The sequence below is a fragment of the Rhizobium aethiopicum genome (genome assembly GCF_014197535.1).
Lineage (GTDB): Bacteria > Pseudomonadota > Alphaproteobacteria > Rhizobiales > Rhizobiaceae > Rhizobium > Rhizobium aethiopicum_A.
In genome coordinates, this window is record NZ_JACIFV010000019.1 from 1 (window position 1) to 12,105 (window position 12,105).

A 12,105-nucleotide genomic window follows, 5' to 3' on the forward strand; every position below is an offset into this window, starting at 1 on the left:
CATTCGCGGCGATCCCTCCGACTCGAGATGTGGTAGCTCCAGTCTCCTCGATCCGCTCCGAATGGACAACCTCCCGAAAGCTCACACCTAGAGCCGCTCATCGGACTTCTTCAATCGGAGAAATCAAGCGAGCGGCAGCGCGGGGCTCGGTATCTCGATGAAGCTGACCCGCCGGCCGACCGTATGGCCGATGTCGTTATCAAGCTGGCCGATGACCCGGTGAGCAACTGCCGATGGAGGTTTGTGTCTTATGTGACAAACTCCAGGCTCTATAGCGATGCCATTGCGGATCGTCTCGCCGCTTGCCTCCTGGACCTCGATCTCTACGTGAGAGCGGAAACGATCTTCTGGGCTGTAGTGGCCAATGACAAGAACTTTGCTCACTTTTCGGAAGCAGTGCTCACCGGCGCCGGTACAATGCTGTATAAGTTCAGAAATCCCGAGAGTGCCGGATTTTGGCGGGATTCGGAGCGCAAGCGTGCAACACGAGGTATCGAAATCGCTCAGCGTCTTCGCGCCGGAGAATTGGTTGCGAGCATTCGTGAAAGCATGCCCGAGGAAGACAGTTTCAGTTTCGACAAGCTGGCCTCTCTTAGTCACGCAATAAAACGCGCCCTTGAACGCAGAGCCGCAGAAGCTGGCGCTGCCATCGGCCCATGATGTGAGGCCAGACCAACGAACGATTCACAACTCAACAGACCCTAATTCGCAAAGGCGGCGATGCCGGTGATCGCTCGGCCGATGATCAGCGCATGGATGTCGTGCGTGCCCTCATAGGTGTTGACCACTTCGAGGTTGACGAGATGGCGAGCGATGCCGAATTCGTCGGAGATGCCGTTGCCGCCGAGCATGTCGCGGGCGGCGCGCGCCATATCAAGCGCCTTGCCGCAGCTGTTGCGCTTGAGGATCGAGGTCAGCTCCACCGGCGGATGGCTTTCCTCCTTCATACGGCCGAGCCGCAGGCAGCCCTGAAGGCCGAGCGCGATTTCCGCCGCCATGTCGGCGAGCTTCTTCTGGATCAGCTGGTTGGCGGCGAGCGGCCGGCCGAACTGCTTGCGCTCCAGCGTATATTGCCGGGCTCTGGCATAACAATCCTCGGCGGCACCAAGTGCGCCCCAGGCAATGCCGAAGCGGGCCGAGTTGAGGCAGGTGAACGGCCCCTTGAGGCCGGTGACGCCGGGCAGCAGGTTCTCCTCCGGCACGAAGACCGCGTCCATCACCACTTCGCCCGTTATCGAAGCCCGCAAGCCGACCTTGCCGTGGATGGCTGGCGCCGAAAGCCCCTTCCAGCCCTTTTCGAGAATGAAGCCGCGGATCAGCCCATCCTCGGTCTTTGCCCAGACGACGAAGACATCGGCGATCGGCGCATTCGAGATCCACGTCTTCGAGCCGGTGAGGCTATAGCCGCCGTCGACCTTCCTGGCGCGCGTCGCCATCGAGCCGGGGTCGGAGCCATGATCGGGCTCGGTGAGGCCGAAGCAGCCGATCCATTCGCCGGTCGCCAGCTTCGGCAGGTATTTCAGCTTCTGCGCCTCGGAGCCGAAGGTTTCGATCGGCACCATGACCAGCGAGGACTGCACGCTCATCATCGAACGGTAACCGCTGTCGACCCGTTCGACCTCGCGAGCGATCAGGCCGTAGGCGACATAACCCAGACCGGCGCCGCCATAATCGGGCGAAATCGTCGGGCCGAGCAGGCCGAGTTCGCCCATTTCGCGGAAGATGGCGGGATCGGTCATTTCATTGCGAAAGGCGTCGAGAACACGGGGAGCGAGTTTTTGCTGCGCATAGGCATGGGCGGTATCCTGCACCATGCGCTCCTCGTTGGTCAGCTGCTCCACCAGGCGGAATGGGTCGGCCCAGTCGAAAACCTCGCGCGTATGCTGCATGGCAGCGTCTCCTCATTCAGGCTTGCCTCGCTCAAGGTCGCATAGACCCGCCAGCCGAGCGCGTCAACAACAAGGCGGCCCTGTCGAAAAGACAGGGGCCGCCATCTTTTCAAACGCCCCGGCATGATCCACTTTGCCCGCGTTCGATTCTGGAATGAGGAGGCGGAAATGTCGTCAAGCGATCTGTTCATATCGGCCGAAGACGCCGAGTGGGTCAATCCGGAACCCGGCGTCACCAGGCGCATCATGACCTATCTGCCCGAAATGATGATGGTGGAAGTGGCGTTCGAGAGCGGCGCCGTGGGTGCTGCCCATTCGCATCCGCACATCCAGGCAAGCTATGTTGCCGAAGGCAGCTTCGAGGTGACGATCGATGGTCGCACCGAGGTGCTGCGGCAGGGCGGCAGCTTCATCGTGCCGCCCAATCTCGTCCATGGCGTCAAGGCGCTGGAAAAGGGCCGGCTGATCGATAGCTTCACCCCGCATCGGGCCGAGTTTCTCAAGTAATCAACTTCCGGATTCTAACCGGCGAGGGGAACTGGCGGCGACGATATAGGGCGGCACGAAGCGCGCATCTTCCCCGCGCACGGCCTCGCGCAGGAAGTCGATGACGGCGCGCACGCGCGGCGCCTGTTTCAGGTCGCGATGGCAGGTGATCCAGTACTGACGCTTGAGATCGATCTCCTCGGGCAGCACGCGGACAAGCTCCGGATAACGGCTGGCGAAGAAATAGGGCAGGATGCAGAGACCGAGGCCGTTTCGCGTAGCGGTGAGCTGCGCGAAGATGCTGGAGCTCTGGAATTGCGGCTTGATGCGCGGATGCACATCGCTGAGATAATCCAGGCCCGGCGCGAAGATCATTTCCTCGATATAGCTGACGAAGGGATGTTCAAGCAGATCTTGGCGGCAGGTGATGGCAGGCGCCTTTGCCAGATAGTCCCGCGAGCCGTAGATCTGCAGGTGATAGTCGGTCAGCTTCTCGGCGAAATAAGGCCCGCCCTTCGGCTCGTCGAGCACAACCGAAATATCGGCCTCCTTGCGCGACAGCGACATGATCTGCTGGATCGTCACCAGTTCGAGCGAGAGATGCGGATGCCGGGCCGCGAATCGCGGCAGCACGGGCGCGAAAAAGAAATTGGCAAAACCTTCCGGCGCGCTGAGGCGCACCAGGCCGCGCTGCGCCATCGAACCGTCGGCGAGATCGGCGCGCAGCCGCTCGGTCTCCTGCTCCATCCGCTCGGCCGTCTCGACGAAGCGCGTGCCCATGGCGGTCAGCACGTAACCGCGCGGATTGCGCTCGAACAGCTTCACCTTCAGGGCAAATTCCAACCGGTCGATTCGGCGAGAAACGGTGGCATGGCTGGAGCGCAGCTGGCGGGCGGCCGTCGAGAGCTGGCCGGTGCGGGCGACGGCCAGAAAAAACTGCAGATCATCCCAGGTAAACTGCGGTGGATTGCTCATCGCCATTGCCTTCGTCCAACAACCCCGCAACGAATATCATGACTGGAGATTTAAACAATTCTTTGTTTTTACTTACGTTTTGTTCCGACAAGGATGGGCGGTTTGCGGTTGGCGAGTCCGGAAAGCCTGGGCGGCGATGAACCCGAAGGCGCCGGCAATAAATCCGTTGATGCCCCGCGACAGCGCTTTCAGCCTCCATGCGTGAATGCTACACGGCAGCGTTGTGCTTTTTTGAGGTATTTGGATGAAAAAATTGCTTCGCCTGCTACTGACGGTCGCCCTCGCATTCGTCGTGGTCATCGGCTTTCGTTGGTATCGCTACGTCTCCAACACCGACAGTCCCTATGATGAAGTCGGCATCACGCTCAACACGGCCATGCCAGGCCCGGTCAATGCCTGGGGCTGTGCCAAGCTGAAGGAAACCTTTAGCGGCGCCTTGCCGCCCTCTGGCTGCGCAGCCGACAACGGGACGCAGTGGAAGTAACAGCAGCCTGAACGTGCCGAAATGCGCCTGTGAGACGAACGGACAAAGGAGGATTGTTCGTTCGTCTGATGGCACATGCCTGCACAACCGCAGAAACTGCCCTAGTTCTAGCGCTGAGCGCTGACTCCTGGCGCTTCCTGAGGTTGAGATGGAAATTGTGCAGCTCTCTTTCTGTGCAAAAATGAACAGATACTGTTTGGAATTAGTTGTAAACCACCCGTTGCTTCAGGCGAGAATTTCCATGATCGTAGGACGAGGGGCGGTCGTTCTGAGGAGTGCGACCGGCCAAATCTGAACAGACCCGCAATCTGGCTCATCTCTGGGAGGAGAGAATATGCGTAAGAATCTCATTGCATCAGTTGCATTTCTGCTTGCGAGCAGCACTGCCGTGCTCGCGCAGAGCGCGACCGACGGCAAGGTCAAGATCGGCATCCTGAACGACCAGTCGGGCGTTTATGCCGACTTCGGCGGCAAGTCTTCCGTCGAGGCCGCCAAGATGGCGGTCGAGGATTTCGGCGGCAAGGTGCTGGGTGTGCCGGTCGAGATCGTCGATGCCGACCACCAGAACAAGCCCGATATCGCCTCCAACATCGCCCGCCAATGGTACGACACCGAGCAGGTGGATGCGATCATGGAATTGACGACCTCGTCCGTAGCGCTCGCCGTGCAGGCGATCGCCAAGGAGAAGAAGAAGATCGACATCGTCACCGGTGCGGCGACCACCGATCTCACCGGCAAGGCCTGCTCGCCTTACGGCTTCCACTGGGCGTATGACACGCACGCGCTCGCTGTCGGCACCGGCGGCGCGCTCGTCAAGCAGGGCGGCGACAGCTGGTTCTTCCTGACCGCCGACTATGCCTTCGGTTATTCGCTGGAGCAGCAGACCAGCGAATATGTCAAGGCGAGCGGTGGTACGGTCGTCGGCACCGTCCGCCATCCGCTGTCGACCCAGGACTTCTCATCCTTCCTGCTACAGGCGCAATCATCCGGCGCCAAGGTGATCGGCCTTGCCAATGCCGGCCTCGATACCTCGAACGCCATCAAGCAGGCAGCCGAATTCGGCATCACCCAGGGCGGCCAGCATCTGGCGGCGCTGCTCTTCACGCTCGCCGAAGTTCATGGCCTCGGCCTCGAGGCGGCGCAGGGCCTGACGCTGACGGAGGGCTATTACTGGAACCGCGACGACGAAAGCCGCGCTTTCGCCAAGAAGTTCTTCGACCGCACCGGCAAGATGCCGAACATGGTCCATACCGGCACCTATTCGGCGGTGACGCAATATCTGAAGGCGGTGCAGAAAGCCGGCACCGACGAGACGGAAGCCGTCGCCAAGCAGTTGCATGAGATGCCGGTTGACGACGTGTTCGGCCGCGGCGGCACGGTCGGGCCCAATGGTCGCATGATCCACGACATGTACCTGCTGCAGGTCAAGAAGCCGGCCGACAGTAAGGAGCCATGGGATTACTTCAACGTTCTCGCCACCATTCCCGGCAAGGACGCCTATATCGATCCCGCCAAGAGCGGCTGCGATCTGGTGAAGTAAGCACGATGGCGGTTTCCGCGATTGAAACTCAGGCAAAGCCGCGGGTGGTATTGTCCGCCCGCGGCCTGCGCCGCGATTTCGGCGGCTTCACGGCCGTCAAGGACGTCGATCTCGACGTTCATGACGCCAGCGTGCATGCGCTGATCGGTCCGAACGGCGCCGGCAAGACGACGGTGTTCAACCTTTTGACGAAGTTCCTGCAGCCGACGGCGGGCACGATCACCCTGATGGGCACCGATATCACCGGGACCCCGCCCGACAGGGTGGCGCGCATGGGGCTCGTGCGCTCCTTCCAGATCTCGGCGGTTTTCCCGCATCTCTCCGTCCTCGACAATGTGCGCGTGGCGCTGCAGCGGCCGAACCATCTGTCGACACAGTTCTGGCGGCCGCTGTCGGCGCTCGACCGGCTGAACGAGCGCGCCGAGCAACTGCTAGCGAGCGTCGGCCTTTCCAAGGAGCGCGACCATTTCGCCGCCGATCTTTCCTATGGCCGTAAGCGCGTGCTGGAGATCGCCACGACGCTGGCGCTCGATCCGAAAGTGCTGCTGCTCGACGAGCCGATGGCCGGCATGGGGCATGAGGATGTCGGCGTCGTCTCCGCGATCATCCGTGACGTCGCCCGCGACCGGGCGGTGCTGATGGTCGAGCACAATCTCTCCGTTGTCGCCAATATCTGCCAGCATGTCACCGTTTTGCAGCGCGGCGAGATCCTCGCCGAGGGCGATTATGCCACCGTCAGCCAGGACGAGCGCGTCCGCGTCGCTTACATGGGCACGGAGGAGCATTGATGGCCGCTCTGCTCGAGGTTCAGGGCCTCAACGCCTGGTACGGCGAAAGCCATATATTGCACGGCGTCGACATGCATGTCGGTGAAGGCGAGACGATCACCATTCTCGGCCGCAACGGCGTCGGCAAGACAACGACGCTTCGCACCATCACCGGCATCGTGCGGACCCGCAGGGGCAGGATCAGCTTTGCCGGCAGCGACATGATGCAGGTGCCGCTGCACAAGACGGCGCACCGCGGCATCGGCTTCGTGCCGGAGGAGCGCGGCATCTTTTCCACGCTCACCGTTTCGGAAAACCTGCTGCTGCCGCCTGTGGTGGCGGAGGGCGGCATGACGCTCGACGAGATCTACGAGCTCTTTCCCAATCTCTATGAACGCCGCGGCAGCCCGGGCACCAAACTATCAGGCGGCGAGCAGCAGATGCTGGCGATCGCCCGGATTCTCCGCACCGGTGTGCGGCTGCTCATTCTCGACGAACCGACGGAAGGGCTTGCCCCCGTCATCGTCCAGCGCATCGGCGAGGTGCTGAAGAAACTCAAGGAGCGCGGCATGACGATCCTGCTCGTCGAGCAGAACTTCCGTTTCGCCAGCGGTATTGCCGATCGCTTCTATCTGATGGATCATGGGCAGATGGTGTCGGAATTCCCGGTCGGTGAACTGCCGCAGCGCATGGACACGCTTCACAAGGTTCTGGGAGTGTGACCAGATGACGATGATCTTCGGCGTTAGTTTGCAGAGCCTGTTGAGCCAACTGCTGGTCGGCCTGATCAACGGCTCGTTCTATGCGCTGCTCAGCCTCGGCCTCGCCATCATCTTCGGCCTGCTCCGGGTGATCAACTTCGCCCATGGCGCCCAGTATATGCTCGGCGCTTTCGTCGCCTATCTGCTGTTGACCTATGCCGGCATCGGCTACTGGCCGTCGCTGATCCTGGCGCCTGTCATCGTCGGGCTTGCCGGCGCCGTCATCGAGCGGCTGTTCCTGCGCCGGCTCTACGAGCTCGATCCGCTCTATGGCCTGCTCTTCACCTTCGGGCTGGCGCTCGCCGTCGAAGGCACCTTCCGCTATCTCTACGGCTCATCCGGCCAGCCCTATAAAATGCCGGGTGTCTTCGCTGGCGCGGCCAATCTCGGCTTCATGTTCCTGCCGATCTATCGCGGCTGGGTGGTCGTCGTCTCGCTCGTCGTCTGCCTCGGCACATGGCTGCTGATCGAAAAGACCAAGCTCGGGGCCTATCTCAGGGCCGCGACCGAAAACGCCGTGCTGGTGCAGGTGTTCGGCGTCAACGTGCCGGTGCTGCTGACGCTCACCTACGCGCTCGGCGCCGGGCTTGCCGCCTTTGCCGGCGTGCTCGCGGCGCCGATCTACCAGGTTTCGCCGCTGATGGGCTCGAACATGATCATCGTCGTCTTCGCCGTGGTCGTCGTCGGCGGCATGGGATCGATCATGGGCGCGATCATCACCGGTTATGTGCTCGGCATTGCCGAGGGCCTGACCAAGGTCTTCTATGCGGAGGCCTCCACCACGGTGATCTTTGTCATCATGGCGATCGTGCTTCTCATCAGGCCCGCGGGCCTCTTCGGCCGGGATGCCTGACATGACTGACATCACCGAAACCATCCGAACGGAAAAAAGCCGGACCGCCCTTTCGGTCCAGGCCGGTTTCCTTCTCGTGGGACTGCTGCTTCTGCTCTTGGCGCCGTTCTTCTTCTATCCGATCTTCCTGATGAAGCTGCTCTGCTTCGCGCTGTTTGCCTGCGCCTTCAACCTGCTGCTCGGCTATACCGGCCTGCTTTCCTTCGGCCATGCCACCTTCTTCGGCGGGGCCGCCTATTTCACCGCTTATACGGTGAAGGCATGGGGCCTGCCGCCGGAACTCGGCATTCTGATCGGCGTGGCGGGTGCGGCCTTTCTCGGTCTGGTCATGGGCTTCTTCGCCATCCGCCGCCAGGGCATCTATTTCGCCATGATCACGCTGGCGCTGTCGCAGATGTTCTTCTTCTTCTGCCTGCAGGCGAAGTTTACCGAAGGCGAGGACGGTATCCAGTCGGTGCCGCGCGGCCATCTCTTCGGCTTCATCGATCTGAACAACTCGACAAACATGTATTATTTCGTGCTCGCCGTGTTTATTATCGGCGTGCTGATCATCTGGCGTTTCATCAATTCGCCCTTCGGCATGATCCTGAAATCGATCCGCGAAAACGAGCAGAGGGCGATCTCGCTCGGCTATTCCGTGGCACGCTACAAGCTCGGCGCCTTCGTCATGTCGGCGGCGCTGGCCGGGCTGGCGGGCGCGGTGAAATCGATCGTCTTCCAGTTCGCGACGCTCACCGACGTCGCCTGGCAGATGTCAGGCGAGGTGATCCTGATGACGTTGCTCGGCGGCATCGGCACGCTGATCGGTCCGCTCTTCGGCGCGGGGTTGGTGGTGGCGCTGGAAAACTACCTCGCCACTTCGGAATTTCCGGTGACGATCATCACCGGCATCGTCTTTATGGTCTGCGTGCTGATCTTCCGCCGCGGCATCATCGGCGAGTTCTATGCCTCGCGGCTCGGGCGGAAGCTGGGCTTCGTCTATCGCCGCTAACGGGCGGACCGGTCTCTTCCCGGAAGGGGAGCGGCAAGCATCGGAATTTTCGTGCAGGGCGCACATGGATCGTTACGACTACATCATCATCGGGGCAGGCAGTGCCGGCTGCGTACTCGCCAACCGGTTATCCGCCGACGGCAGGAGCCGGGTGCTGCTGCTCGAAGCCGGCGGCAGCGACAATTACCACTGGATTCATATTCCCGTCGGTTATCTCTATTGCATCAACAATCCGCGCACCGACTGGTGCTTCACCACGGCGCCGGAAGCGGGGCTGAACGGCCGGGCGCTGAGTTATCCGCGCGGCAAGGTGCTCGGCGGCTGCTCGTCGATCAACGGCATGATCTATATGCGCGGCCAGGCGCGCGACTACGACCTCTGGCGGCAGATGGGCTGCACCGGCTGGGGCTGGGATGACATCCTGCCCTTCTTCCGCAAGTCCGAGGATTTCTATCGCGGCGCCGACGACATGCACGGGGCCGGCGGCGAATGGCGCATCGAGAAGGCGCGGGTGCGCTGGGCCGTGCTCGATGCGTTTCAGCAGGCGGCGAGGGAAGCGGGCATTCCGGAGACGGCGGACTTCAACCGCGGCAGCAATGAAGGCTCCGGTTATTTCGACGTCAACCAGCGCTCCGGCATCCGCTGGAACACGTCGAAGGCCTTCCTGCGCCCGGCGATGCGGCGCTCCAACCTGACCGTGCTGACCAAGGCGCAGGTCCGGCGGCTGCTGGTAGAGGAGGGGGCAGTTATCGGCGTCGAATTCCAGCATCAGGGCGCTGCGAAGCGCGCCTATGCGGCGAAAGAAACGGTGCTTTCGGCTGGTTCGATCGGTTCGCCGCATATCCTCGAATTGTCGGGCGTCGGCCGGGGCGAGGTTCTCGGGCAGGCGGGCATCGATGTCGTCGCGGAAGTGAAGGGCGTCGGCGAGAACCTGCAGGACCATCTGCAATTGCGTCTGGCTTACAAGGTGACCGGCGTTCCGACGCTGAACGAGAAGGCGACGAAGTTGATCGGCAAGGCGGCGATCGGGCTCGAATATCTTGTCCGCCGTTCCGGGCCGATGGCGATGGCGCCGAGCCAGCTCGGCATCTTCACCCGCTCAGGCCCGGACCGGGAAACGCCGGATCTGCAGTATCACGTGCAGCCGGTGTCGCTGGAGAAGTTCGGCGATCCCGTCCATCCCTTCCCGGCGATTACCGCCAGCGTCTGCAATCTGCGGCCGGAAAGCCGCGGTTCGGTGCATCTGTCGAGCCCAGATTTTGCCGCCCAGCCGACCATCAGCCCGAAATATCTCTCGACGCCACGCGATCGTGACATAGCTGTCCGTTCAATACGGTTGACGCGCAGGATCGTCGCGCAGCCTTCTTTCGCGAGGTTTCGGCCGGAGGAATTCAAGCCGGGGCCGAGCTATCAGACGGAGGCCGATCTGGAGCGTGCGGCGGGCGATATCGGCACGACGATATTTCATCCGGTCGGCACTTGCCGCATGGGCGCCGACAGGGACAGCGTCGTCGATCCCCGGCTGAAACTCCGGGCGCTCGGCAAGCTCAGGATCGCCGACGCCTCGGTGATGCCGTCGATCACCTCGGGCAACACCAATTCGCCGACGATCATGATCGCCGAAAAGGCGGCGGCGATGATCCTCGAAGACAATCGATAGGAGAAGACCATGGCAAGGATCGCATTCATCGGGCTTGGCAACATGGGCGGGCCGATGGCGGCCAATCTCGTCAAAGCAGGCCACGAGGTCCTTGGCTTCGATCTCGCGGCCTCGGTGCTGAAGGCGGCCGAAGCGAGCGGCGTCAAGCCGGCCAGTCATGCCAGCCAAGCGGTCAAGGACGCCGAGATCATCATCACAATGCTGCCGCAGGGCCGGCATGTGCTGACGGCCTGGACCGATATCCTGCAGACCGCCGCGCAAGGCACGCTCGTCATCGATTGCTCGACAATCGATGTCGAGAGCAGCCGCAAGGCGCATGAGATGGCGAAGGCCGCAGGCTGCCTGCCGCTCGACGCGCCGGTCTCCGGCGGCACGGGCGGGGCGATGGCGGGAACGCTGACCTTCATGGCCGGCGGCTCGGATGAAGCCTTCGCCCGGGCGAAACCGATCCTCGAGGCGATGGGCAAGAAGATCGTCCATTGCGGCGAAGCGGGCGCTGGTCAGGCGGCGAAGATCTGCAACAACATGATCCTCGGCATTTCGATGGTCGGCGTCTGCGAGGCCTTCGTGCTGGCCGAAAAACTCGGCCTCTCGCATCAGGCGCTGTTCGACGTCGCCTCGACGTCATCAGGCCAGTGCTGGTCGATCAATACCTATTGCCCCGTGCCCGGGCCAGTGCCGACCTCGCCGGCGAATAACGAATACAAACCAGGTTTTGCCGCCGCGCTGATGTTGAAGGATCTGAGACTCTCGCAGGAGGCGGCGCTGGCAAGCGGCGCGTCGACGCCGCTCGGCGCGGAGGCCGCCCAGCTTTACGCGCTGTTCGAAAAGCTCGGCAATGGCGGAAGAGATTTTTCCGCCATCATCGAGATGTTCCGCGAGAAGGTGTAGGCGACGACCTACAAGAGATAGCTGACCGGTTCTTTTCGAACCGGGTGCGGGAAGACGCCCATGCCGACGCCGAAAATCGAGTGCAGGGTGTCGGCCTGCATGATCTCGGCGGGCGTGCCTTCGGCGGTGATCCGGCCGCGGTTGAGCGCGACGATCGCGTCGCAGTAGCGGGCGGCGAGATTGATATCGTGCAGCACGATGACGACGGTCAGCCCGCGTTCGTGGCTGAGTTGCTGCACCAGGGAGAGAACGCTCGCCTGGTGGGCGAGGTCGAGCGCCGATGTCGGTTCGTCGAGCAGCAGGCAGCGGGCGTCCTGGGCGAGCATCATGGCGATCCAGGCGCGCTGGCGCTCGCCGCCGGACATGTTGGCGAGGGGGCGATCGGCAAAGTCCTCAAGCTCGGTGCAGGCGATGGCGTCCTCGACCTTGCTGCGGTCCGTTGCGGTGAAGCGGCCGAGCGTGCCGTGCCAGGGAAAACGGCCGAGCGCCACCAGTTCACGCACGGTCATCCCATCGGTCGCCGGGGTAAATTGCGGCATATAGGCGACGTGCCGGGCAAATTCCCGGACGCCCCAGTCGGCCGCCGCCTTGCCGCCGAAGGAGATGGCGCCGGATTGCGGCACGACTTGGCGGGCGATGATCTTCAAAAGCGTGCTCTTTCCCGAACCGTTCGGCCCCACCAGACCGTAGATGCGGCCCTTTTCGAGGATCAGGTCGATGCCGGACAGGATCGGCTTAGGGCCAATGGCATAGATGATGTCAGACAGGGCAAGGAAAGACGACGGCATGGTCTGCTCCAGGTTCGGCG

General features: G+C 62.3%; 13 protein-coding genes. 10 read left to right on the plus strand and 3 right to left on the minus strand.

All coding sequences use genetic code 11. The features are described 5' to 3' along the window. Window positions 1-183: 183 nt before the first annotated feature. Window positions 184-660 (plus strand): hypothetical protein, encoded by a 477-nt coding sequence (locus tag GGD53_RS22170; RefSeq protein WP_184459013.1) that lies wholly within the window; start codon window positions 184-186, stop codon window positions 658-660. Window positions 661-701: 41 nt separating this feature from the next. Here the strand turns inward: GGD53_RS22170 and GGD53_RS22175 are convergent, their stop codons facing one another. After that, entirely contained in the window at window positions 702-1,889 is a 1,188-nt protein-coding gene (locus GGD53_RS22175; RefSeq protein ID WP_184459014.1) for an acyl-CoA dehydrogenase, read from the minus strand. 168 nt (window positions 1,890-2,057) lie between these two features. On the opposite strand from GGD53_RS22175, the gene GGD53_RS22180 reads away from it, so the two are divergent. Beyond that, the gene (locus GGD53_RS22180) at window positions 2,058-2,396 is read left to right on the plus strand and encodes a cupin domain-containing protein (protein WP_184459015.1); all 339 of its coding nucleotides are present in this window, start codon (window positions 2,058-2,060) and stop codon (window positions 2,394-2,396) included. Here GGD53_RS22180 and GGD53_RS22185 read toward each other — a convergent pair whose 3' ends face one another. Then, entirely contained in the window at window positions 2,397-3,350 is a 954-nt protein-coding gene (locus GGD53_RS22185; protein ID WP_184459016.1) for a LysR family transcriptional regulator, read from the minus strand. Window positions 3,351-3,594: 244 nt separating this feature from the next. Here GGD53_RS22185 and GGD53_RS22190 point away from each other — a divergent pair, with 244 nt between their 5' ends. From GGD53_RS22190 to mmsB, 8 genes are all read left to right on the plus strand, one after another. After that, window positions 3,595-3,834, plus strand: coding sequence for a hypothetical protein (locus GGD53_RS22190; RefSeq protein ID WP_184459017.1), 240 nt, complete (start codon window positions 3,595-3,597; stop codon window positions 3,832-3,834). Window positions 3,835-4,168: 334 nt separating this feature from the next. Beyond that, window positions 4,169-5,374: an ABC transporter substrate-binding protein gene (locus GGD53_RS22195; RefSeq protein ID WP_184459018.1), complete on the plus strand. Its 1,206-nt coding sequence runs from the start codon at window positions 4,169-4,171 to the stop codon at window positions 5,372-5,374. A 5-nt stretch (window positions 5,375-5,379) separates the two neighbouring features. Then, entirely contained in the window at window positions 5,380-6,162 is a 783-nt protein-coding gene (locus tag GGD53_RS22200) for an ABC transporter ATP-binding protein (RefSeq protein ID WP_184459019.1), read from the plus strand. Next, a complete protein-coding gene (locus GGD53_RS22205) occupies window positions 6,162-6,863 on the plus strand; it encodes an ABC transporter ATP-binding protein (protein ID WP_184459020.1) in 702 nt (233 codons plus the stop codon). The genes GGD53_RS22200 and GGD53_RS22205 overlap by 1 nt, the downstream gene beginning before the upstream one ends. Before the next feature lie 4 nt (window positions 6,864-6,867). Beyond that, window positions 6,868-7,755: a branched-chain amino acid ABC transporter permease gene (locus GGD53_RS22210; RefSeq protein ID WP_184459021.1), complete on the plus strand. Its 888-nt coding sequence runs from the start codon at window positions 6,868-6,870 to the stop codon at window positions 7,753-7,755. Window position 7,756: 1 nt separating this feature from the next. After that, a complete protein-coding gene (locus tag GGD53_RS22215; protein WP_184459022.1) occupies window positions 7,757-8,746 on the plus strand; it encodes a branched-chain amino acid ABC transporter permease in 990 nt (329 codons plus the stop codon). Window positions 8,747-8,810: 64 nt separating this feature from the next. After that, the gene (locus tag GGD53_RS22220) at window positions 8,811-10,406 is read left to right on the plus strand and encodes a GMC family oxidoreductase (RefSeq protein WP_184459023.1); all 1,596 of its coding nucleotides are present in this window, start codon (window positions 8,811-8,813) and stop codon (window positions 10,404-10,406) included. A gap of 9 nt (window positions 10,407-10,415) precedes the next feature. Continuing rightward, a complete protein-coding gene (gene mmsB, locus GGD53_RS22225) occupies window positions 10,416-11,297 on the plus strand; it encodes a 3-hydroxyisobutyrate dehydrogenase (protein WP_184459024.1) in 882 nt (293 codons plus the stop codon). An 8-nt stretch (window positions 11,298-11,305) separates the two neighbouring features. On the opposite strand, the gene GGD53_RS22230 is transcribed toward mmsB, so the two are convergent. Then, entirely contained in the window at window positions 11,306-12,085 is a 780-nt protein-coding gene (locus tag GGD53_RS22230) for an ABC transporter ATP-binding protein (RefSeq protein WP_184459025.1), read from the minus strand. Window positions 12,086-12,105: the final 20 nt, after the last annotated feature.

Excerpts from the sequence above, each read along its gene's own strand:
- GGD53_RS22170 (WP_184459013.1), top strand. The coding sequence starts at position 184 with ATGGCCGATGTCGTTATCAAGCTGGCCGATGACCCGGTGAGCAACTGC.
- GGD53_RS22175 (WP_184459014.1), bottom strand. The coding sequence starts at position 1,889 with ATGCAGCATACGCGCGAGGTTTTCGACTGGGCCGACCCATTCCGCCTG.
- GGD53_RS22180 (WP_184459015.1), top strand. The coding sequence starts at position 2,058 with ATGTCGTCAAGCGATCTGTTCATATCGGCCGAAGACGCCGAGTGGGTC.
- GGD53_RS22185 (WP_184459016.1), bottom strand. The coding sequence starts at position 3,350 with ATGAGCAATCCACCGCAGTTTACCTGGGATGATCTGCAGTTTTTTCTG.
- GGD53_RS22190 (WP_184459017.1), top strand. The coding sequence starts at position 3,595 with ATGAAAAAATTGCTTCGCCTGCTACTGACGGTCGCCCTCGCATTCGTC.
- GGD53_RS22195 (WP_184459018.1), top strand. The coding sequence starts at position 4,169 with ATGCGTAAGAATCTCATTGCATCAGTTGCATTTCTGCTTGCGAGCAGC.
- GGD53_RS22200 (WP_184459019.1), top strand. The coding sequence starts at position 5,380 with ATGGCGGTTTCCGCGATTGAAACTCAGGCAAAGCCGCGGGTGGTATTG.
- GGD53_RS22205 (WP_184459020.1), top strand. The coding sequence starts at position 6,162 with ATGGCCGCTCTGCTCGAGGTTCAGGGCCTCAACGCCTGGTACGGCGAA.
- GGD53_RS22210 (WP_184459021.1), top strand. The coding sequence starts at position 6,868 with ATGACGATGATCTTCGGCGTTAGTTTGCAGAGCCTGTTGAGCCAACTG.
- GGD53_RS22215 (WP_184459022.1), top strand. The coding sequence starts at position 7,757 with ATGACTGACATCACCGAAACCATCCGAACGGAAAAAAGCCGGACCGCC.
- GGD53_RS22220 (WP_184459023.1), top strand. The coding sequence starts at position 8,811 with ATGGATCGTTACGACTACATCATCATCGGGGCAGGCAGTGCCGGCTGC.
- mmsB (WP_184459024.1), top strand. The coding sequence starts at position 10,416 with ATGGCAAGGATCGCATTCATCGGGCTTGGCAACATGGGCGGGCCGATG.
- GGD53_RS22230 (WP_184459025.1), bottom strand. The coding sequence starts at position 12,085 with ATGCCGTCGTCTTTCCTTGCCCTGTCTGACATCATCTATGCCATTGGC.